Consider the following 20,486-nt stretch of genomic DNA (forward strand, 5'->3'; position numbering starts at 1 on the left):
TATTATTTTTATTAGTTGAACGGAGGAATTAACAAATGAATGGTTTTGTACAGTGGATGGAAGTTAAGTTAATGCCGATTGCGAATAAATTTGGTTCGCAACGCCATATGACAGCGATTAGAAAAGGATTAATTGCAACGATGCCTTTAACAATTGTGGGCTCATTCTTTACAATTTTTCAAAATATTCCAATTGAGGCATACACAAAATTGATTGAACCTTATCAAGCAATTTTAGATATTCCTTCCCGCTATACGATGGGGTTACTTGCACTTTATGCAACATTTGGGATTGCTTCATCATTGGCCAAAAGTTATAAGCTTGACTCTTTGACGTGCGGAATTTTAGCATTAATGGCCTTTTTAGTAACAGCGGCACCACCAACACGTGTCTTTGAAGATGTTGACAACGTCATTACAGCAGGGCGCTATATTAATTTAGCAAATTTAGGTTCAGCTTCTTTATTTGGTGCGATTGTAACAGCGCTGTTATCTGTTGAAATTTATCGCTTCTTTATTGAAAAAGATATTATGATTAAGATGCCAGATGGCGTACCGCCTGAAGTGTCAAATTCATTTATTGCGTTAATTCCAGGAGCAGTTATTCTTTTATTATTCTGGGTTATTCGCCACGTAATTGGTTTTGATTTGAATGGTTTCTTGAGTACGTTATTAATGCCACTTAAAGGTATCCTTGCTGGTAACAGTTTATTTGGCGGCTTACTAACAGTCTTCTTAATCTGTTTCTTCTGGGTTTTAGGGATTCATGGTCCAGCGATTATGGGCCCAGTTATTCGTCCTTTCTGGGATATGTCGATTGCAGAAAACCTTGAAGCTTTTACCAATGGCGCAAACGTTCATCAGTTACCTAATATTTTTACAGAACAGTTTTTACAATGGTTTATCTGGATTGGTGGCGCTGGAACTACGCTTTCTTTAGTTGTTTTAATGATGTTTTCTAAATCAACGTATCTGAAAAGTCTTGGCCGTTTATCGTTCTTACCAGGCTTGTTTAATATTAATGAACCAGTTATTTTCGGAACGCCTATCGTAATGAATCCTATTTTAGGTATTCCGTTTATCGTGGCACCGTTAATTACCACAACGTTATCTTATTTCTTAACAGTCGCTAATATAATTCCGATGATGGCTGCACGCTTAGCGTTTGCAATTCCAGCACCAATTGCTGCTTGGATGAGTACCAATTGGAGTTTTTCGGCCGCAGTATTAGTGATTGTTAACTTCTTAATTACAATAGCTATCTACTATCCATTTTTCAAAGTTTATGAAAAACAACAATTGGATAAAGAAGCAGAAGAATTAGCAGCTGAACAAGCAGCGAAAAATTAAAAAATGTTAGGGCGGGTGTTCTGATATGAATATCCTGCCCCTTCTAAGTCAGAGAAGAAGGTCAGGAGCGTATAAGATGATTATTTGGTTCATTTTCTTTTTTATCGTTAGTCAAATTATTATAGAAAAAGGGCAGTTGCCTACTGTTGTTTATCAACTTGGTTTAGTAAAGACGTTGGTTTTTACGGCAGTTTGTATTACTCTTTCCATGATAATTGGCGGATTTCTAAATCAACCAGTATTGCTCGTTGGCTCTACAACAATCCTGTGTAGCTCGGTGATTGCTTGGAAATTTCGAAATAAATTTGAAAATAGCGGAGTGTGAGAACGAAGATGAAAAGAGCATTAGGTGTATCAGTTTATCCAGATCATAGTGATATCAATCAAGATAAAGCGTATTTAAAAAAAGCCAGCGAATGTGGGTTTACTCGAATTTTTATGAGTATGTTAGAAGTGACCGATGGCAAAGAAGCGGCTCAGAAAAAATTTAAAGAATTAATTAGTTATGCGAAAAATTTAGGATTTGAAACAATTTTAGATGTCGTTCCAAGTATCTTTGATGAATTGGAAATTTCATATGATGATTTGACTTTTTTCAGCGAATTAGGAGCTGACGGGATTCGGTTGGATACAGGTTTTGATGGAAATAAAGAAGCCATGTTGACGTTTAATCCATTTGGCGTGGCTATTGAGCTGAATATGAGTAATGATGTTGCTTATCTTGATAACATTTTGACGTATGAAGCGAATCGACCTTTCTTATATGGTTGTCATAACTTTTATCCACAAGCGGGAACTGCATTGCCGTATGATTTCTTTGAAAAATGTAGCATCCGTTTTAAAAAGGAAGGTATTCGGACAGCTGCTTTTATTTCATCACAGGTAGGTGAAATTGGTCCTTGGGATGTGAATGATGGGCTACCTACTTTAGAAATGCATAGACAGTTGCCAGTCACTGTTCAAGCTAAACATTTATTTGCAACAAATTTAATTGATGATGTTGTTATTGGAAATGCTTATGCTTCCAACGAAGAATTAGAAGTATTGGGTCAGTTGAATCGTTATCAAACAGAATTGACCATTGTTTTTGAAGAAACGACTTCTGAAATTGAAAAAGAAATCGTAAAAAAAAATCAACATTTTCGCCGTGGAGATATCACTCAGCAGATGATTCGTTCCACAGAAGTGCGTAAAAAATATAAAAATGAAGCTAATCCCCCACATGATAATCAAGCAATGCTACAACCTGGAGATGTTGTTGTGGGAAATGATGCATTTGGAAAATACAAAAATGAATTACAAGTCGTTTTAGAACCACATCAAGACTCACGCAAAAACCGAGTAGGGCGTATTATAGAAGAAGAACTTGTATTATTAGAATTCATTAATCCTTGGACAAAATTTAGATTTATAGAAAAGTAGGGAAGAATATGGACTACGATTTACTTATAAAAAATGGACAGACAGTAGATGGTATGCCTGTTGAAATTGCAATTAAAGAGAAAAAAATAACTGCTGTTGCAGCAACTATTTCAGGTTCTGCAAAAGAAACTATCCACTTAGAACCAGGTACTTATGTATCCGCAGGCTGGATAGATGATCACGTTCATTGTTTTGAAAAAATGGCTCTTTATTATGATTATCCAGATGAAATTGGGGTCAAAAAGGGTGTTACGACAGTGATTGATGCTGGGACAACAGGTGCTGAAAACATTCATGAATTTTATGACTTAGCGCAGCAAGCAAAAACAAATGTTTTTGGATTAGTCAATATTTCTAAATGGGGCATCGTTGCTCAGGACGAACTCGCAGATTTAAGTAAAGTACAAGCGAGTTTGGTCAAAAAAGCGATTCAAGAATTACCAGATTTTGTTGTAGGGATTAAAGCCCGTATGAGTAGGACCGTTATTGGCGATAACGGCATTACGCCTTTAGAATTGGCCAAACAGATTCAGCAAGAGAACCAAGAAATTCCCTTAATGGTTCACATTGGATCAGCACCACCTCATTTAGATGAAATTTTAGCCTTGATGGAAAAAGGGGATGTCCTAACCCATTGTTTTAATGGGAAAGAAAATGGCATTTTAGACCAAGCAACGGATAAAATAAAAGATTTCGCTTGGCAAGCGTACAACAAAGGGGTCGTATTTGATATCGGGCATGGTACGGATAGTTTCAATTTTCACGTAGCTGAAACAGCGTTGCGCGAGGGAATGAAAGCTGCATCAATTAGCACAGATATCTACATCCGTAACCGAGAAAATGGTCCTGTTTATGATTTAGCCACAACGATGGAAAAACTCCGTGTGGTCGGCTATGATTGGCCAGAAATTATTGAAAAGGTAACCAAGGCTCCTGCTGAGAATTTCCATTTAGCTCAAAAAGGCACGTTGGAAATAGGTAAAGATGCTGATTTAACGATTTTCACGATTCAAGCAGAAGAAAAAACATTGACTGATTCTAATGGATTGACACGAGTAGCCAAAGAGCAAATTCGCCCAATCAAAACAATTATTGGAGGAGAAATCTATGACAATTAGTTACGAAAAATTCCACTTAAAAGAAGTCATTAATGCTTCTGGGAAAATGACCATTCTAGGTGTCTCAAAAGTTTCGGAGGCAGTCCTCGCGGCTCAACGATTCGGCGGCGAACATTTCTTTGAAATGAGTGAACTTAGTGTGCAAACAGGGGCCTTTTTAGCCAACTTGTTGAAGGTAGAAGATACCCAAATCGTTTCCTCGGCTTCAGCGGGGATTGCCCAATCGGTGGCTGCCCTGATTGGAAAAGGCAGCTTGTACCACGCGTATCATCCCTATACAGAAAAAATTGAACAGCGAGAGATTATTTTACCTAAAGGGCACAACGTGGACTACGGCACGCCTGTAGAAGTCATGGTAGCGCAAGGCGGCGGCCAAGTGGTGGAAGCTGGCTACGCCAACATGTGCAGTCCAGAACACGTGGAAATGATGATTTCCGAAAAAACAGCGGCCATTCTATACATCAAAAGCCATCATACCGTGCAAAAAAGTATGCTGACGGTGGCCGAAGCGGCCAAAGTGGCGCAACGCCACAAGGTGCCGCTAATTGTTGACGCGGCAGCAGAAGAAGATCTTTTCAAATACACTGAAGCAGGCGCTGATTTGGTGATTTACAGCGGCGCCAAAGCCATTGAAGGGCCAAGTGCCGGTTTAGTGGTCGGGAAAAAAGAATACATTGACTGGGTGCGCCTACAAGGCAAAGGCATTGGTCGAGCAATGAAAATTGGCAAAGACAATATCCTAGGCTTTACGCAAGCAGTGGAAGAATACTTGGCGCATGGCAGTGAATCAGGGGCTTCGATGCAAGAGCGCTTAAAACCGTTTGTTGAAGCTATCAACAACTTGTCAGATTTAACCGCCAAAATCGTCCAAGATGGCGCTGGCCGAGACATTTATCGCGCCAGTGTCAAAGTGGACGGCAGAAAAACCGCTAAGGAAGTCATCCAAGCATTAAAAGCAGAAAGTCCGGCCATTTATACGCGTGAATATCAAGCCAACAATGGCATCATTGAATTTGACATTCGTTCTGTCAATCAAGAAGAAATGAACAAAATCGTGCAACGATTACAAGAAATTATGGACACAAAGGAGAAATAAGCCATGTCATTAAAACCTAATTATTTAGAAGAACGCATTTGTTTAAACGTCTTAGCCAATTCAGTAGAAAATGCCCAAGCCTGTTATGAAGCAGCAGAAGGGCATGTTGTGTTAGGCGTCCTTTCAAAAAACTATGAAACCGATGAAGCAGCCATTGAAGATATGAAAAAATACCAAGCAGCAACCAACAACGCTTTATCTGTCGGCTTAGGGGCTGGCGATCCTAATCAAAGTCAAATGGTGGCTCGCTTATCAGAAGTTCTACAACCGCAACACGTGAACCAAGTCTTCACAGGTGTCGGCGCTTCGCGGGCCTTACTTCGTCAAGACGAAACAGTGATTAATGGCTTGGTGTCACCCACAGGCAAAGTTGGCTATGTTAACATTGCGACAGGTCCGTTAAGCTCGGGTGCGCCAGCGGCAGAAGTACCTATCGAAACTGCCATCAAATTGTTGAAAGACATGGGAGGTAGTTCCATTAAATATTTCCCGATGAAAGGCTTGGCTCACAAAGAAGAATACCAAGCAGTAGCAGCAGCTTGTGCCAAGTATGACTTTTATTTAGAGCCAACAGGGGGCATTGATTTAGAAAACTTTGAAGAAATTGTTCAAATTGCGGTGGATGCTGGCGTTAAAAAAATCATTCCTCATGTTTACAGCTCAATTATCGATCAAGAAACAGGGGACACTAGAACAGAAGACGTGAAAACGTTACTAACCATGATGAAAAACACATTGAATAAGTAGGTGGCAAAGATGAAAATTGCTGCGTTTGGTGAAGTCATGCTTCGTTTCACTCCGCCAGAGTATCTAATGTTAGAACAAACAGAGCAGTTAAGAATGAACTTTGTAGGTACTGGCGTAAATCTCTTAGCAAATTTGGCTCATTTTCAACTAGAAACAGCATTGATTACGAAATTACCTGCCAATCGTCTTGGTGAAGCTGGCAAAGCAGCGCTAAGGAAGTTAGGAATTTCAGATCAATGGGTAGGAGAAAAGGGCGATCATATTGGTAGTTTTTTTGCAGAAATGGGTTATGGAATCCGACCCACACAAGTAACTTATCAAAATCGCCATCAGAGTGCTTTTGGCATCAGCGAGGCGAAGGACTACGATTTTGAGGCTTTTTTAGCGGAAGTAGATATGGTGCATATTTGTGGTATTTCGTTAAGTTTAACTGAAAAAACTCGTGATGCTGCTTTGATACTTGCTCAAAAGGCGCATGCCTGTCAAAAGAAAGTTTGTTTTGACTTTAATTATCGACCTAGTTTGAATACAGCAAATAGCGCACTCTTTATGCGTCAACAGTACGAACGCATTTTATCTTATTGTGATATTGTTTTTGGCAGTCGACGTGATTTGGTCGAGCTATTAGGTTTCATTCCGCGAGAAGATTTAGAAGGTGAGGCACAAGAAACTGAACTGATTCAGCGTTTCATGTCTCAATACAATTTGGAATGGTTTGCTGGGACAACGAGAAGTCATTCCCAAAATCAAAACTACTTAAGTGGGTATTTATATACCCAAAATGAGTACCAACAGAGTGAAAAAAGACCGCTTCTTAATCTTGATCGAATTGGTGCTGGTGATGCTTATGCGGCGGGGATTTTATATGGCTATAGCCAAAATTGGTCGTTAGAAAAGGCAGTTACCTTTGCCACAGTCAATGGGGTCCTTGCACATACGATTCAAGGAGATATTCCTTTGACAACGGTCAAACAAGTGAATCATGTTCTCGAGCATCCGAATATTGATTTAATTCGTTAAAGAAGAAAACCAGAAGAAAAGTCGTGTGTGGCTTTTCTTCTGGTCTTTTTTTCATTATAATTAAAAGAAACAGATTGCAAAGGAGGCAGCAGGATGAGTGTTGCACATCTTTTAACAGTTTTAGAAAATGATGAATTTATTGAACGGATTCAAAAACGACCAGAAGCGTTCATTGGAACGACTGGCTTAGTCGGCTTAGAGAATTTACTTGTTCAGACAATTAACGGTTTATTAGAGTTTTTCATTGAAAAGAATCAAGGGAAAATTGCAATACAGTTATCGCGTCAACAAATCTCTTTTCAGGTATCTTCCACACGACCGCTTGTTTTTGAACAAAAGCAAGTCGATTTAGAACCACCATTTCTGTATTTATCTGTTTTACAAGCCTTCTCAAAACAAGTAGGAATCAGTATCGATCAAGAAAAACAGCGGACTATTTTTATTTACCATCAAGGGCAATTGAAAAAACGATTATTATTACCTATTGAAGAAACACAGGAACGAATTGAAGTCTTGTTTTGGCCCGATACGCAAATTTTTGGTACAGAATCACTTTCTTATATGCGTGTTTTACAACAATGTCAACAGATTGCCATGTTGAATCCAGGCTTAAAGATTCTCTTAACACAAGAAGAGGAACAAAAAAATCTTTGTTATTACCCTAAAGGTTTAAGTAATTATTTATTTGAAAAAGATAACCCATTAACTAGAAAAGCTGCACCGATTATTCAAGCCAAGCAAACAGAATTGGCCCTTGTTCAATTTATTTTGAGTAAAAATCATGCGCCGCAAGTGCAAAAAACATTTGTTAATGGGCATTATCCCAGTCTTGGTGGAACTCACTATGAGGGTTTTCTTGATGGCGTAGTGGCCGCCTTTAATCAATTTTTAGAGGAGCAACATTATTCATTATCTGTGACAGCAGATAGTTTTTTAGCAGAATTTGATTTTGTTTTAGCCATTACGATACCAAAGCCCCGCTACACGGATGCAACGAAAACCATTTTAAGAAATACAGAGTTATATGAAGTGGTTAAAGAAGTCGTTTTTGACGAATTACAACACTACTTTCAACGTCATCCCAAATGGTTAGAGCAAGGAAGAATCGAGGGAAATGAATGAAAATTTTTGTCGATGGCGATGGTTCACCTGTGAAAGAGACGGTTATTGAAGTCGCTGTAGAGAAAGCTTTGGATGTGGTGATTGTTACTAGTGTAGATCATTATTCCTTAAAAGATTATCCAGAAAATGTCTCTTTTGTGTATGTTGATAAAGGAGCGGATGCTGCTGATTTTAAAATTGTGCAGTTAATAAAAAAAGGGGATCTTTTAATTACACAAGATTATGGCTTAGCTTCCTTGGTTTTGCCAAAAGGAGTGTTGGTTTTACATCAACTGGGTTATCAATATACGAAAGAAAATATTGATGGATTGTTAGAACAACGCTATTTTAGTGGCCAAATTCGGCGAAAAGGTGGCCGAACGAAAGGACCTAAACCTTTTACAGACAAAGATAGAACAACGTTTAAACAAGCCCTTATTGAGCTGGTGGAACGGAGTCTTTAGCAAGGAAAAGGCAAGCAAAGAATTTTTCCTTCACTAAATTTGCTTCTATTATGAAACTGGGTTTTATGCTAAAATAAGTAAGGATAATTTGAAAAATAATTTTTTCTAAAAGACAGGAAAGAAACTAGGAGGACAAGCATTTGAAGATTATTTTGTTGTATGGCGGCAGAAGTGAAGAGCACGATGTGTCTGTTTTGTCTGCATATTCCGTTTTAAATGCAATCTATTATAAATATTATCAAGTACAGTTAGTCTTTATTAGTAAAGATGGTCAATGGGTAAAAGGCCCTCTCTTATCTGAACGACCACAAAATAAAGAAGTTTTACATTTAACTTGGGCACAAACACCTGAAGAAATAGGCGAATTTTCAGGAAAACGAATCAGTCCTTCGGAAATTTATGAAGAAGAAGCGATTGTTTTCCCTGTTTTACATGGACCAAATGGCGAAGATGGAACAATTCAAGGATTCATGGAAACCATTAATATGCCTTATGTGGGCGCAGGTGTCTTAGCTAGTGCTAACGCAATGGACAAAATCATGACGAAATATCTTTTACAAACTGTTGGCATTCCACAAGTACCATTCGTGCCAGTTTTAAGAAGTGACTGGAAAGGAAATCCAAAAGAAGTCTTTGAAAAATGTGAAGGTTCTTTAATCTATCCGGTCTTTGTTAAACCTGCCAATATGGGTTCTAGTGTCGGAATTAGCAAAGCGGAAAATCGTGAAGAATTGCAAGAAGCATTGGAAGAAGCTTTCCGTTATGATGCACGAGCAATTGTTGAACAAGGGATTGAAGCACGTGAAATTGAAGTAGCCATTTTAGGAAATGAAGATGTCCGTACGACTTTACCTGGTGAAGTGGTGAAAGATGTCGCTTTCTATGATTATGATGCAAAATACATCAATAACACGATTGAAATGCAAATCCCAGCGCATGTTCCAGAAGAAGTAGCCCATCAAGCGCAAGAATACGCTAAAAAAGCGTATATTATGTTAGATGGAAGTGGCTTAAGTCGCTGTGATTTCTTCTTAACAAGCAAAAACGAATTATTCCTGAATGAATTGAACACCATGCCTGGTTTTACTGACTTTAGTATGTACCCTTTACTATGGGAAAATATGGGCTTGAAATACAGTGATTTAATTGAGGAATTGATTCAGTTAGCTTTGAATCGTTTTAAACAACGCCAAGAATTTTATAATAACTAAGAAGAAAAAATCACACAAGACTGGGACATGACAAGACTTTGGCATGTCCCAGTCCCTGTGTCAGAGGAGCAAAACATAATGAAATTAACCTTCTGGGAAGTAGCGCAAGCGGTTGAAGCCAGTAATGATTGGCAACAATGGCCTGATTTTCCTTTAACAGGCATTGAATTTGATAGTCGTAAAATTGTGAAAGGAAATCTCTTTGTTCCTTTACAAGGTGAAAATGATGGTCATCGTTTTATTGAGAGTGCCATGGCTAATGGCTGTCAGGCCGCTTTTTGGGGACAGGATTTAGTCGATGCACCGCAACAATTGCCTGTTTTGCATGTTACTGATCCACTGGTTGCTATGCAAAAATTAGCTACCTATTATTTAAATAAAATGCAACCGAATGTCATCGCTGTGACTGGCAGTAATGGAAAAACCACCACTAAAGATTTGATTGCTGCTGTGTTATCTGAAAAGTTTGTGACTTACAAAACGCAAGGCAATTACAATAATCAAATTGGCTTACCCTATACTATTTTACACATGCCTGATGAAACAGAAAAACTGATTTTAGAAATGGGGATGGATCACGCTCAGGAAATTTCTTTCCTTTCCAATCTGGCTCAGCCAGAAGTTGCCGCCATCACAATGATTGGCGAAGCTCATGTGGAAAATTTAGGCTCACGAGCAGGCATTGCACAAGCAAAAATGGAAATCGTAGATGGTTTAGCCAAAGACGGTAGTTTATTTGTGCCAAGCGATGAACCTTTGCTAGAACCATTGGTGGAAAAAGTCACGCAACAAGTGATTACTTTTGGTTTTAGCCAGGAAAGTCAACTTCAAGGAATCGTCACAAATGAAGCCAAAGAGCAAACCTCATTCAAAATCAGTGATACACAAATGACGTTTACGATTCCAGTGCCAGGAACCTATAATGTCACCAATGCATTAATCGCAATTGGCATTGGTCGGTATTTCCAATTAACGGATAGTGAGATTCAAAAAGGGTTGGCTACAGCGGAACTAACAAAGAATCGGACAGAATGGCTGAAAGCAGCGAATGGGGCCGAAATTTTAAGTGATGTGTACAATGCCAATCCGACAGCTATGGGTCTTGTTCTGGACAGTTTTAGCAAAATGTCCAAAGTAGGAAAACGAATTGCTGTTTTAGGAGACATGCTGGAATTAGGTCCTGATTCTGCTGCCATGCATCAAGCAATGGCGCAGCATTTAGCCTCAGATGCGATTGAAGAAGTCTTTTTATATGGTTCTGAAATGGCTTATTTAGCTGATAAATTGCAAGAAACCTATGCACCAGCTAACATTCATTCTTTTAAAAAAGAAGAAAAAAATGAGTTGATTGAAGCTGTCAAAAAAGTCTTACAGCCAGAAGACATGGTGGTTTTAAAGGGAAGTAACGGGATGGGACTTCGTGAAGTCATCGATGCACTTTTGGAAAAGTAAATAAGTTTCATAAAACTTGCTGAAAATAGGATTCTATGATAGAATGACCTATTGCCGGAAGATGACGAGAAAAATTGAATCGTAGTAAATAAAATAGATCTATTTCTATGTTTAATAATAAATGTGAAGCTGAACGACCACGTTTGGCTTTTCTAATGCCATAAGGTGAATTTTTCGGTGAAATCAGGAAAGAAGAAATAGTTGGCACACTATAATGGATTTCTTTTTAACAACTGAAAGTGAAGACACCTGAAACTAGGAAGAAATCGTTCTTTCCGAAACAAAATCTAGGAGGATATCATTTGAAATTTAAAGAACTTGGTTTAGCGCCAGAATTATTATCAGCGGTAGAACGCGCAGGCTTCGAGGAAGCAACCCCTATTCAATCAGAAACAATTCCGTTAGCGTTAGCAGGAAAAGACGTAATCGGACAAGCACAAACAGGAACAGGGAAAACCGCTGCTTTTGGCTTACCAATGCTTAACAAAATTGACGCAGACAACCGCGTTATTCAAGGATTAGTCATTGCACCAACCCGTGAGTTGGCTATCCAAACACAAGAAGAGTTATTCCGTTTAGGCCGCGATAAAAAGATTCGCGTCCAAGCCGTTTACGGTGGGGCTGATATCGGTCGCCAAATTCGTGGACTAAAAGATCGTCCACATATCGTTGTAGGTACACCAGGACGTTTACTAGACCATATTAACCGTCGTACCTTGAAATTAGAAACTGTTGAAACATTAGTTTTAGACGAAGCAGATGAAATGTTAAATATGGGCTTCTTGGAAGACATTGAAAAAATCATCTCACAAGTGCCAGAACAACGTCAAACACTTCTATTTTCAGCAACTATGCCGCCAGCAATCAAGAATATTGGCGTGAAATTCATGAAACAACCAGAACATGTGAAGATTAAAGCCAAAGAAATGACGGCTGATTTAATTGATCAATATTATGTACGTTCAAAAGACTTTGAAAAATTTGACATTATGACACGTTTACTAGACGTGCAAACCCCAGAATTGACCATTGTCTTTGGTCGGACAAAACGCCGTGTTGATGAACTTGCCCGCGGGTTAGAAGCGCGTGGTTACAAAGCAGAAGGCATCCATGGCGACCTATCACAACAAAAACGGATGAGCGTTTTACGTTCATTCAAAAATGGTAACTTAGATATCTTAGTGGCAACAGATGTAGCAGCACGTGGGTTAGATATTTCAGGTGTCACCCATGTCTATAACTACGATATTCCACAAGATCCAGAAAGTTATGTTCACCGTATTGGTCGGACAGGTCGTGCTGGTAAAGGTGGTATGTCTGTGACGTTTGTAACACCAAACGAAATGGGTTACTTACATGTCATCGAAAACCTAACGAAAAAACGGATGACACCATTACGTCCACCAACCGAAAAAGAAGCATTTAAAGGACAATTAAGTGCAGCTGTTGAAACCATCGAAAGTGATCTAGAAGAAAATGGTTTAGACAAATATCTAGAATCTGCTGAAGCGTTATTAGAAAAATATTCAGCGACAGACTTAGCTGCGTTATTATTAAAAACAGTAGCGAAAGATCCAGCAGATGCGGTTCCTGTAAAAATTACCCCAGAACGACCATTGCCTTCAAATAAAAAAGGCTTTAACAAAAATGGCCGTGGTGGTGGCGGTGGTAACAACCGTAATCGTAACCGTGGTGGCAATGGTAAAGGTGGCAGCTATCGTGGCAACAAAAACCATAAAGATGGCGACCGTAATTACAAAAATAGCGACCGCAAAAATAAAGATCAACGTGGCGGCAAACGTCATAACGATAAAAAACGTGGTTTCGTCATTCGCGAAAACGCCAAATAATCAAAAGAGCGAGTGTTCCGTCTATGAACGGAACACTCGCTCTTTTTTTGTAGATAATCGTTAAATAGAAAAACTTAAAAAAAGTAAAAAAGGCATCAAAATGATATAGAAAAAGAAAAACGCCAAAATTATCCAAGTTTTCAACGGGGAAGTTAGATTGAAGAGTTTCAGTTTTTGTTGTAGCAAATGAATGGTTATAATCCAAACCAGTTGCAAGAGAAAAAATAGGCTGGGATTTTTAAAGAAGATTGGAAATATGTAGAGCAACAAAGTAAAAATAAATAGGGCGCAACGAAGTAACTTTTTTTGCCGAGAAGTTAAAGTCATACATTTTTCTCCTTTTTCTTTTTATTCTCCCATAAGTAGCCAAAATTTGCTATAAAATATCAGAACATCCGCTTAGTTTCCTGATTTTTTTCCGATACTTCTTAGTTGTTGTCTTACTTTTATAAAAATTCAGAAAAATTTTATAAAAATGTAAATAGGAAGAAAACGTATGGTACTTCAATTTGTGTGAGGATCTTGTAAAACATTCTTTATTTTTTTAGCGAATCAGTGGAAAAATTTTGAAATTTTGTTAAAATGAAAGGTAATTCGGAGTAACTATATTAAATAGGAAGTAAGGCGGAAAATGATAAAGGGAATTGGTATTGACGCAGTAGAATTAAGTCGGATAAAACCGATTGTTGAAAAACAAGGATCGTTTATTCAACGGGTTTTAACACCTAACGAATTGACCCTTTTTGAAAAGTTATCTACAAAACGTCAAATAGAATTTTTAGCTGGTCGTTTTGCTTGTAAAGAAGCGTTCTCTAAAGCATGGGGCACAGGGATTGGCAAAGTTGGTTTACAAGATATTGAGGTGCTGACTGAAAAAACAGGTGCACCGTACGTAGCAAACTCGCCCCATAATGGTAAAGTGTTTGTCTCGATTACGCACACAGATACTATGGCGATTGCACAAATTGTTTTAGAAAGCGAATAACAGAAGCAACGAAGAAAGAAGGATGTACAATGGTCGTTGGATGGCATCGTCCTACACGGTTACATATCGATACGCAAGCAATTACTGAAAATGTCCAAAATGAATGTCAACGTTTGCCAGAAGGAACTGCTTTATTTGCGGTTGTAAAAGCGAACGGCTATGGGCATGGCGCCGTAGAAACCGCCAAAGCGGCGAAAAAAGGTGGCGCGACAGGTTTTTGTGTCGCCTTATTGGATGAAGCAATTGAATTGAGAGAAGCAGGTGTTCAGGACCCCATTTTAATTTTGAGTGTGGTAGACTTAGCTTATGTGCCTTTGTTGATTCAATATGATTTGTCTGTAACGGTAGCTACACAAGAATGGTTAGAAGCTGCTCTTCAACAACTAACGTCTGAGAGTAACACGCCATTACGTGTTCACTTAAAAGTCGATACTGGCATGGGACGGATTGGCTTTTTAACCCCAGAAGAGACTAAGCAAGCAGTGCGGTTTGTTCAATCCCACAAAGAATTTTTATGGGAAGGGATTTTCACTCATTTTTCAACAGCTGATGAAATCGATACAAGCTATTTTGAAAAACAAGCAGGGCGTTTTAAGGCTGTTCTAGCAGTTTTAGAAGAGTTACCTCAGTATGTCCATGTTAGCAATAGTGCGACAGCGTTATGGCATCCTGATGTGCCAGGAAACATGATTCGCTATGGTGTAGCCATGTATGGGTTGAACCCTTCAGGTAATAAGCTGGCCCCAAGCTATGCGTTAAAGCCGGCCTTGCGGTTGACCAGTGAACTCATCCATGTAAAACGCTTAGCGGCTGGCGAAGGAATTGGCTATGGCGAAACCTACGTGACTGAATCCGAAGAGTGGATTGGGACAGTGCCAATCGGTTATGCAGATGGCTGGTTGCGTCATCTCCAAGGATTTACAGTGCTCGTGAATGGCAAGCGTTGCGAAATCGTTGGACGAGTGTGTATGGATCAATGTATGATTCGTTTAGCAGAAGAAGTTCCTGTCGGCTCAGTCGTTACATTAGTTGGAAAAGATGGCAATGAAGAAAATACGTTACAAATGGTAGCCGAAAAATTAGAAACCATTCATTATGAAGTTGCATGTACTTTCTCACAAAGAATCCCCAGAGAATATAACTAGATAGGAGGTTCCACTATGGTCAAACGCGGAGATATTTATTTTGCAGACCTTTCCCCAGTAGTGGGCTCGGAACAAGGTGGCGTCAGACCTGTCCTTGTTGTCCAAAATAACTTAGGTAATCATTTTAGCCCAACGATTATCGTTGCGGCGATCACAGCCAAAATGGCAAAGCCAAAATTGCCAACACATATCGGGATTAATTCTGATGAAACAGGCATTGAAAAAGATTCAGTGATTCTTTTAGAGCAGATTCGAACAATCGATAAGGGCCGCTTGAAAGAAAAAGTTTGTCATTTGAGACTTGATATTATGGAAGAAGTTGATCGTGCCTTAGGCATCAGTGTTGGACTTAGTAGCGATTCAGCCCCAGCAAAAGCAAATTCAGCTACATAAAGAACGATAGCTACTATGAAATCAACAAAGACGAATTGGATTTTTGAAAAAGCAACTGATTGAATTTGGTTTGCTAAACATAGTTTGAGTAAAAGCGAGAGGGATAGCCAAGTGGCATCTCTCTTGTTTTTTTGTTTTGTATTTAAAAAATTAAAATATAAATATAAAATTCAAATTTTTATCATCTTATTTTAAATAAAGTTGTTGGCAAGGCTCAAACGGAATGTTACAATCAATACTATATAGAGTTTTTAAAGAGCGTAACAGGTGATTTTACAAGTTTTGATTGTTGAGTGATGACATAAAGGAGATTATATTGGTATGATGATTGTTGTACTTTTAATGAGTAGTTGCTTATTTTTATTTGTAAGCTATCAATTGTATTTGCGATTACTTGTCGAAAAACTGGATTCAGAGGACAGGACATTAAAGAGGAAAATAAATTTCTATAAGTATCAGAAAAATAGTCGTTTAATGATTTATTTATTGTTTAGTGTTTGTCTACTTAGCGTATTATTGTTAGGAATTGTTTATACATATTATCAATTAAATCAACGAAATATCCGCATGGAACAGCGGATCGAGCGTTTGGCACAGGGCCAAGCTACTCAAGGTGACAAAATAAAAAAACAAGCGATTAAAAAAACAGCCTTAAACCAGTTTCCCTGGAAGCAAGCTGTTTCGACAGAATCGGCCGCTGTCTTGACTAATTATGAATTACAATTAGCGCGTGAATGGCGTCCTTACTTCGGAGAGACGAGTATCACAATAATTAGAAGTGAAAAAACACAAACCTTGACACTGTCTGTTTTTTCAGTTGGCTTAAGTTACCCTGAATTTCAAACAGCCCAAGACAATATTTTAGCACTTATTTCAGCATTGGATTCAGTCAAAGAAATTACCATGATTGATTTTAATTTTACTTATCGAGATCAAGAGCAAACCCTTGTCAAATCCATTGATACGTATGCTCGTGAGACACTTGAAACAAATTTGGAGCCTGTCGTGATTAGTTAAAAGGACGAGAGAAAGGACATATAAATGACAAAAAGACGTTTAATCAAAAAAATTAAAGATATTTCGGATGATACGCTTGAAAAAGAAGTCTTTTTTCAGCCAGGATTCGAACCAGAAAAAATAATTAGCGGAATCAAACCAGAACAACAGGAAAAAGAAATGGCGACGTTAAGAGAAAGGCTCGCCTACTATCAGAAAAAAGAAACAGCCTTTAAAAAACTTCAAGAAGAAAATGAGCAATTAAAGAACCAACAAGAAACGGAAAAACAAGCATTAGAAGAAAAAAATCAGGCATTACTTGAAACACTAAATCAAAAAGAACATGAAATTTTTGAATTGGAAGAGCAACTGGAAACAGACAGTGAAACCACGACAGAGGCTACTACTCTTCAAACAAATCTGCAAAACGCAGAAAAACAATTAACCACTGTACATAATCAAATGGAACGTTTAGAAAGTGAATTAACGCAGCAAGTGGCAGAATTAGAAAAAGAATCGGCTGAACAGCAACAACATATCCAGACATTATACAACCAGTTAGCAGAAGAAAAAGGAAAGTTGGAGAAAAAAGGGGATATTACAGGAATGGAAAAGCAAGTAGAAACGTTAACGACAGAATTAGAAGAAAGCACAACGACTCAACAAGCATTGCAGGAACAAATTGAAAAACTAACTGTACAATTACAAAAAGTAGAAGCCGAAAAACAAACCTTACAAGAGGCTGCCCAACAAGAAGTGATTGTGCAACAACGCATGGAGGAGTTAAAGAATGAGCTTCAAAATAGTTTACAGCAAAAAAATGAAGCGGAAGTAAAATTAGGGCGACTGCAAGGTGTCAATGACAAACATCTTGCTGAAAAGCAAGTTTACGAAGGGGAATTAGCTGCTCTAAGAAAAGAAGTAGAGGCCAAAGAGGACAGTTTAGAACAAGTTCAAAAAGAATTGAAGACACTACAAGCCGTTTCAAAAAATATTGAACCGAGTAGTGAGCAGTTAACAGAACTGCTACGCGCAAAACAGCAAATTAACGATTTATTAATGAAAAATCAGCAATTACAAGAAGAGGCTTTAAAATCGCAACAAGAAATTGGCGAAGTGATGGTTTCTGCCAAAAAAGAAGCCAATCGGATTGTTAATGAAGCGAAAGTAGAAGCAAAACACCTAATCAATTCTGCAGAATTAGAAATGTTAAATATTGGTAATCGAGCGAAAAGTATTTCGAATGAAGTCGAAGCGTCAAAAGTAGAAGTACTTGAGATTTATCGCGAATTAGAGGAACGCTTAACTAAACTGACACGTCTTGAACAAGATAACTATTAATAAAATGGTCAGTAAAAAGTTAACGGGAGCAAGGAAACTACATTGTCTTGGGGTCCTTTTTTTAGCTGTTACACTAAGTGGCTCTGCAGAACGATTACAGGCTGCTGTTGTCTCAAAGAAAGAGCAGTCGCTAAGGCAACCGCTTATCAGGAAAAACATAGTAACAGAGAAGAGCGAATATCTTGTACAAGCAAATCAAAGTATCTGGGAGCTGGCACAAGATGCGCAGAAACCACTGAATCAGTTTATGAAGGAGAACCAGTTACGTAGTAGTTATATAAAAAAAGGAACGCAATTAGTCAAATAGAAAAAAGGAGCAAGAAAGGAAAAGTTTATTTAAGGAGCTTTTCCTTTTAAGAAAACGATGGAAGAATGGATAAAGCCAGTTATGCGAACAATTCGCCACATTAAGCGCGCCTTCTTGAAGCAAAAGTTGCCTGCGACATATCAGCTAAAAAAGCAAAAGACTAACAAAGCAACGGAATATTTGCTTGAGCAAACAGATAACCATCGATCAATAAGAGGACCGCAAAGAAAAATGACCGCTGAAGAGATTAAAAAAAAGCGGCAAGCCTACCAAAAGAAACAACGCATCCAAGTCGTTAAATTTTTTATGCCAGCTATTCTTTTCGCCATTTTTGTGTTCTTTTTTGTGTTAAAGACATCTAGCTACCCAATTGCTGGGCAATCCATGAAGCCGACACTTAACGCAGGGGAACGAGTCTTAGTACAACGGACGAAGCAAGTAACAAGGTACGATGTGATTGCATTTAAAGCACCGCTAGCTAACAAAGGTACGTACGTCAAGCGAATTATCGGGGTTCCTGGTGATCGAATTTGGGTAAATGAGGGAAAACTTTATCTTTCAGAAGAACCTATAGCAAGCGATAATGAGGCACTGCCTGAGAATGCCAGTCGTTTTGACTTATCAGAAGAAGAAGCAGCCCAACTTCACCTATTTCAGAAGATTCCAGCCGGTCATTACTTTGTCTTAGGGGACAATCGTACGCATTCAAGTGATAGTCGTACGTTCGGCTTTGTCGAGATAAGACGATTGAAGGCATCGTGGTGTTTAAAATGGCGCCGTTTAAGGAAATAGGGAAAGTAAAATAAAAAGCTTAAGTCAGCCATCTGAGAGTCGGGCACTTAAGCTTTTCTTATTAGAGGTTATTTACCCAATAACAATTGAATGATTTTTTCAATTGATTGCAGGTCATAACGATTACTAATATCCGAAAAAATATAGTAATGGTCATACTGGGCAATGAGCTGTTCATTATTGGTATTCATTAAAAGCAAATCATAATGGTTTTCTACGTTGTAAGGCTCAATTTTCAGCGGATATTTTCCAGCGATACTCTGTTGTATTTTTTGTGCTACCAACTCACTATAGGCACTGCTCAATGAGTGATAAACACCAATCGTTATTTTTTTTTCATTTAATTCAGCAATGTGATTCAAAATAAGCGTATAATTAATTTCAGTAAATTGATTTTGGTATTTAGAAATAGTGGCTTCTGTGGCAAAGTTCGTTGTAGCGATTTCCACTAATTCGTAAACTTCACTTTCACTAAAAGGATGACGTAAGACTTTCAAAAGTGACTGAATTGTCCAATAATCAAAGGGTAAAATAAATCCAGAAAAATAGTAGAGTTGCGCATGTAATTGAAAAAGTAAATTTTCAATATAAAGTAATCGAATAGGCAGTACGTAATGAGATAGATAACCATGTGCTTTAAGATACGTTAAAATAACTCGGTTCATTTCGTTAAGATACGTTTTTTCGATTCGTTGTTGTTTTGCTAAACGAAAGGCGAAAGCAGCATTCGCAGAATAATTATGCATGGAACAAAAAAAGTCATAAAACATATAGGCTTCGTTGCTTGTATATGGACGGTCGATTCTTTTCATATATGTATGTATAGATAAATTAATTTCTTCAAATAAAGGTCGATCGAGTTGGGCATCCTGTGGACTAATCGTTGGCAGGGGTTCTAAAACCATGCGACGAAAAGAAATTTTCATCCAAAGTTTAATTTGGAGAATTTCTGTATGATCAAAGGTAATTCTGGGAATTTCTTGTAATATCTCAATTAATCCTAAGTATTGATTGGCCAGCTCTTTTTCCAAATCTGTTTTTTCTTCAAAGATAAACCAGAAAAAATTAAAAAAGAAAAAGCGAATTTGTTTTTCTTCGCCAACAAGTTTTCCTCGTTTGATACGTAAATTAAACTCATTGAGTAAATCATTTAATTCAACAATTTTTCGATAATACGTAGCAGAGCTAATGGCATAATTCTGTTGAAAATACCCGCCATTTATTTCATTCTTATGGAAGAGCTGCTGGACCATGTGAAACTTAATAGATTTATCCAAGAACAACATGATCATTGATTTCATGGAAAAGGTTGGTGCTTTGTTTAGATAAAGGGTATCACCTAATGCAGTCACGGTGAGGCTTTCTTGAAGTTGCTCTTCTTTCAAAAATTGCTCTAAAAAAGAAAGGTATTCATTCAATGTTGGTAAACTAATATTGAAAAAATCTATTAATTCATTTCGTGTTGCTTGGCCTTTATTATTATATAGGAATAATAAAATATCATTCATATAATCATAAGGTTTCTCTAAAAAATCTCTTTTTAACATCGTTGCTCACCTCTCTTTAAGAATACTGCATCTATGATAAAATGGCAATAAACAACTGATAAAAAGATTGCTTTTTGAAGTGTTTTTTATTATCATTGAAAAAAAGAAATAAAAGAAAAAAACAAAGCATTTAAATGACAACAAAATAAT

General features: G+C 37.9%; 20 protein-coding genes and 1 pseudogene. 19 read left to right on the forward strand and 2 right to left on the reverse strand.

Annotated features, from left to right (window positions below):
* Positions 1-35 precede the first annotated feature (35 nt).
* The 12 genes from IGJ52_RS03405 to cshA all read left to right on the forward strand — a co-directional run bounded on the left by IGJ52_RS03405 (position 36) and on the right by cshA (position 12,830).
* The gene (locus IGJ52_RS03405) at positions 36-1,349 is read left to right on the forward strand and encodes a PTS sugar transporter subunit IIC (protein WP_002383077.1); all 1,314 of its coding nucleotides are present in this window, start codon (positions 36-38) and stop codon (positions 1,347-1,349) included.
* Positions 1,350-1,374: 25 nt separating this feature from the next.
* Positions 1,375-1,674 (forward strand): hypothetical protein, encoded by a 300-nt coding sequence (locus IGJ52_RS03410; RefSeq protein WP_002383078.1) that lies wholly within the window; start codon positions 1,375-1,377, stop codon positions 1,672-1,674.
* Between the two features lie 8 nt (positions 1,675-1,682).
* On the forward strand, positions 1,683-2,771 hold the full coding sequence (locus IGJ52_RS03415) for a DUF871 domain-containing protein (RefSeq protein WP_438791916.1): 1,089 nt from the start codon (positions 1,683-1,685) through the stop codon (positions 2,769-2,771).
* Positions 2,772-2,779: 8 nt separating this feature from the next.
* The gene (locus tag IGJ52_RS03420; RefSeq protein WP_002420099.1) at positions 2,780-3,889 is read left to right on the forward strand and encodes an amidohydrolase/deacetylase family metallohydrolase; all 1,110 of its coding nucleotides are present in this window, start codon (positions 2,780-2,782) and stop codon (positions 3,887-3,889) included.
* Positions 3,879-4,985, forward strand: a complete 1,107-nt coding sequence (locus IGJ52_RS03425; RefSeq protein WP_010816354.1) for a DgaE family pyridoxal phosphate-dependent ammonia lyase — start codon at positions 3,879-3,881, stop codon at positions 4,983-4,985. Before IGJ52_RS03420 ends, IGJ52_RS03425 begins: the two co-directional genes overlap by 11 nt.
* Positions 4,986-4,988: 3 nt before the next feature.
* Entirely contained in the window at positions 4,989-5,732 is a 744-nt protein-coding gene (dagF, locus tag IGJ52_RS03430) for a 2-dehydro-3-deoxy-phosphogluconate aldolase (RefSeq protein ID WP_010816355.1), read from the forward strand.
* A 9-nt stretch (positions 5,733-5,741) separates the two neighbouring features.
* Positions 5,742-6,752 carry a sugar kinase gene (locus IGJ52_RS03435; RefSeq protein WP_010816356.1) on the forward strand — a complete coding sequence of 337 codons (1,011 nt, stop codon included), beginning with the start codon at positions 5,742-5,744 and terminating at the stop codon, positions 6,750-6,752.
* A 93-nt stretch (positions 6,753-6,845) separates the two neighbouring features.
* Positions 6,846-7,874, forward strand: coding sequence for a hypothetical protein (locus IGJ52_RS03440; RefSeq protein ID WP_002363239.1), 1,029 nt, complete (start codon positions 6,846-6,848; stop codon positions 7,872-7,874).
* Complete coding sequence (locus IGJ52_RS03445; RefSeq protein ID WP_002376042.1) at positions 7,871-8,317, forward strand: YaiI/YqxD family protein; 447 nt, start codon at positions 7,871-7,873, stop codon at positions 8,315-8,317. The genes IGJ52_RS03440 and IGJ52_RS03445 overlap by 4 nt, the downstream gene beginning before the upstream one ends.
* A 140-nt stretch (positions 8,318-8,457) precedes the next feature.
* Positions 8,458-9,528, forward strand: coding sequence for a D-alanine--D-alanine ligase (locus IGJ52_RS03450; RefSeq protein ID WP_002373496.1), 1,071 nt, complete (start codon positions 8,458-8,460; stop codon positions 9,526-9,528).
* Positions 9,529-9,606: 78 nt separating this feature from the next.
* Positions 9,607-10,980 (forward strand): UDP-N-acetylmuramoyl-tripeptide--D-alanyl-D-alanine ligase, encoded by a 1,374-nt coding sequence (locus IGJ52_RS03455; RefSeq protein WP_010816357.1) that lies wholly within the window; start codon positions 9,607-9,609, stop codon positions 10,978-10,980.
* A 302-nt stretch (positions 10,981-11,282) separates the two neighbouring features.
* On the forward strand, positions 11,283-12,830 hold the full coding sequence (cshA, locus tag IGJ52_RS03460) for a degradosome RNA helicase CshA (protein ID WP_002355724.1): 1,548 nt from the start codon (positions 11,283-11,285) through the stop codon (positions 12,828-12,830).
* Between the two features lie 60 nt (positions 12,831-12,890).
* Here cshA and IGJ52_RS03465 read toward each other — a convergent pair whose 3' ends face one another.
* Positions 12,891-13,157: a hypothetical protein gene (locus IGJ52_RS03465; protein WP_016630538.1), complete on the reverse strand. Its 267-nt coding sequence runs from the start codon at positions 13,155-13,157 to the stop codon at positions 12,891-12,893.
* Positions 13,158-13,461: 304 nt separating this feature from the next.
* Between IGJ52_RS03465 and acpS the strand changes: the two genes are divergently transcribed.
* From acpS to lepB, 7 genes and pseudogenes are all read left to right on the forward strand, one after another.
* A complete protein-coding gene (gene acpS / locus IGJ52_RS03470) occupies positions 13,462-13,815 on the forward strand; it encodes a holo-ACP synthase (protein WP_002355727.1) in 354 nt (117 codons plus the stop codon).
* A 29-nt stretch (positions 13,816-13,844) separates the two neighbouring features.
* The gene (gene alr / locus IGJ52_RS03475) at positions 13,845-14,960 is read left to right on the forward strand and encodes an alanine racemase (RefSeq protein WP_010816359.1); all 1,116 of its coding nucleotides are present in this window, start codon (positions 13,845-13,847) and stop codon (positions 14,958-14,960) included.
* A gap of 15 nt (positions 14,961-14,975) precedes the next feature.
* Positions 14,976-15,353, forward strand: coding sequence for a type II toxin-antitoxin system PemK/MazF family toxin (locus IGJ52_RS03480; protein WP_002355729.1), 378 nt, complete (start codon positions 14,976-14,978; stop codon positions 15,351-15,353).
* A 321-nt stretch (positions 15,354-15,674) separates the two neighbouring features.
* Complete coding sequence (locus tag IGJ52_RS03485) at positions 15,675-16,370, forward strand: hypothetical protein (RefSeq protein ID WP_010816360.1); 696 nt, start codon at positions 15,675-15,677, stop codon at positions 16,368-16,370.
* Between the two features lie 24 nt (positions 16,371-16,394).
* Positions 16,395-17,690 (forward strand): hypothetical protein, encoded by a 1,296-nt coding sequence (locus IGJ52_RS03490; RefSeq protein ID WP_010816361.1) that lies wholly within the window; start codon positions 16,395-16,397, stop codon positions 17,688-17,690.
* Positions 17,671-17,997 (forward strand): hypothetical protein, encoded by a 327-nt coding sequence (locus tag IGJ52_RS03495; protein WP_025189176.1) that lies wholly within the window; start codon positions 17,671-17,673, stop codon positions 17,995-17,997. The genes IGJ52_RS03490 and IGJ52_RS03495 overlap by 20 nt, the downstream gene beginning before the upstream one ends.
* Positions 17,998-18,054: 57 nt before the next feature.
* A pseudogene (gene lepB / locus IGJ52_RS03500) lies at positions 18,055-18,803 on the forward strand (signal peptidase I).
* 54 nt (positions 18,804-18,857) lie between these two features.
* Here lepB and IGJ52_RS03505 read toward each other — a convergent pair.
* A complete protein-coding gene (locus IGJ52_RS03505; RefSeq protein WP_010816362.1) occupies positions 18,858-20,336 on the reverse strand; it encodes a helix-turn-helix domain-containing protein in 1,479 nt (492 codons plus the stop codon).
* Positions 20,337-20,486 lie beyond the last annotated feature (150 nt).

This window comes from Enterococcus sp. DIV1758, from assembly GCF_051711985.1.
Classification (GTDB): Bacteria; Bacillota; Bacilli; order Lactobacillales; family Enterococcaceae; genus Enterococcus; species Enterococcus faecalis.

What these genes read in the sequence shown, in the direction of transcription:
- IGJ52_RS03405 (WP_002383077.1), top strand. Translation starts at nt 36, where the DNA reads ATGAATGGTTTTGTACAGTGGATGGAAGTTAAGTTAATGCCGATTGCG.
- IGJ52_RS03410 (WP_002383078.1), top strand. Translation starts at nt 1,375, where the DNA reads ATGAATATCCTGCCCCTTCTAAGTCAGAGAAGAAGGTCAGGAGCGTAT.
- IGJ52_RS03415 (WP_438791916.1), top strand. Translation starts at nt 1,683, where the DNA reads ATGAAAAGAGCATTAGGTGTATCAGTTTATCCAGATCATAGTGATATC.
- IGJ52_RS03420 (WP_002420099.1), top strand. Translation starts at nt 2,780, where the DNA reads ATGGACTACGATTTACTTATAAAAAATGGACAGACAGTAGATGGTATG.
- IGJ52_RS03425 (WP_010816354.1), top strand. Translation starts at nt 3,879, where the DNA reads ATGACAATTAGTTACGAAAAATTCCACTTAAAAGAAGTCATTAATGCT.
- dagF (WP_010816355.1), top strand. Translation starts at nt 4,989, where the DNA reads ATGTCATTAAAACCTAATTATTTAGAAGAACGCATTTGTTTAAACGTC.
- IGJ52_RS03435 (WP_010816356.1), top strand. Translation starts at nt 5,742, where the DNA reads ATGAAAATTGCTGCGTTTGGTGAAGTCATGCTTCGTTTCACTCCGCCA.
- IGJ52_RS03440 (WP_002363239.1), top strand. Translation starts at nt 6,846, where the DNA reads ATGAGTGTTGCACATCTTTTAACAGTTTTAGAAAATGATGAATTTATT.
- IGJ52_RS03445 (WP_002376042.1), top strand. Translation starts at nt 7,871, where the DNA reads ATGAAAATTTTTGTCGATGGCGATGGTTCACCTGTGAAAGAGACGGTT.
- IGJ52_RS03455 (WP_010816357.1), top strand. Translation starts at nt 9,607, where the DNA reads ATGAAATTAACCTTCTGGGAAGTAGCGCAAGCGGTTGAAGCCAGTAAT.
- IGJ52_RS03465 (WP_016630538.1), bottom strand. Translation starts at nt 13,157, where the DNA reads ATGACTTTAACTTCTCGGCAAAAAAAGTTACTTCGTTGCGCCCTATTT.
- acpS (WP_002355727.1), top strand. Translation starts at nt 13,462, where the DNA reads ATGATAAAGGGAATTGGTATTGACGCAGTAGAATTAAGTCGGATAAAA.
- alr (WP_010816359.1), top strand. Translation starts at nt 13,845, where the DNA reads ATGGTCGTTGGATGGCATCGTCCTACACGGTTACATATCGATACGCAA.
- IGJ52_RS03480 (WP_002355729.1), top strand. Translation starts at nt 14,976, where the DNA reads ATGGTCAAACGCGGAGATATTTATTTTGCAGACCTTTCCCCAGTAGTG.
- IGJ52_RS03485 (WP_010816360.1), top strand. Translation starts at nt 15,675, where the DNA reads ATGATGATTGTTGTACTTTTAATGAGTAGTTGCTTATTTTTATTTGTA.
- IGJ52_RS03490 (WP_010816361.1), top strand. Translation starts at nt 16,395, where the DNA reads ATGACAAAAAGACGTTTAATCAAAAAAATTAAAGATATTTCGGATGAT.
- IGJ52_RS03505 (WP_010816362.1), bottom strand. Translation starts at nt 20,336, where the DNA reads ATGTTAAAAAGAGATTTTTTAGAGAAACCTTATGATTATATGAATGAT.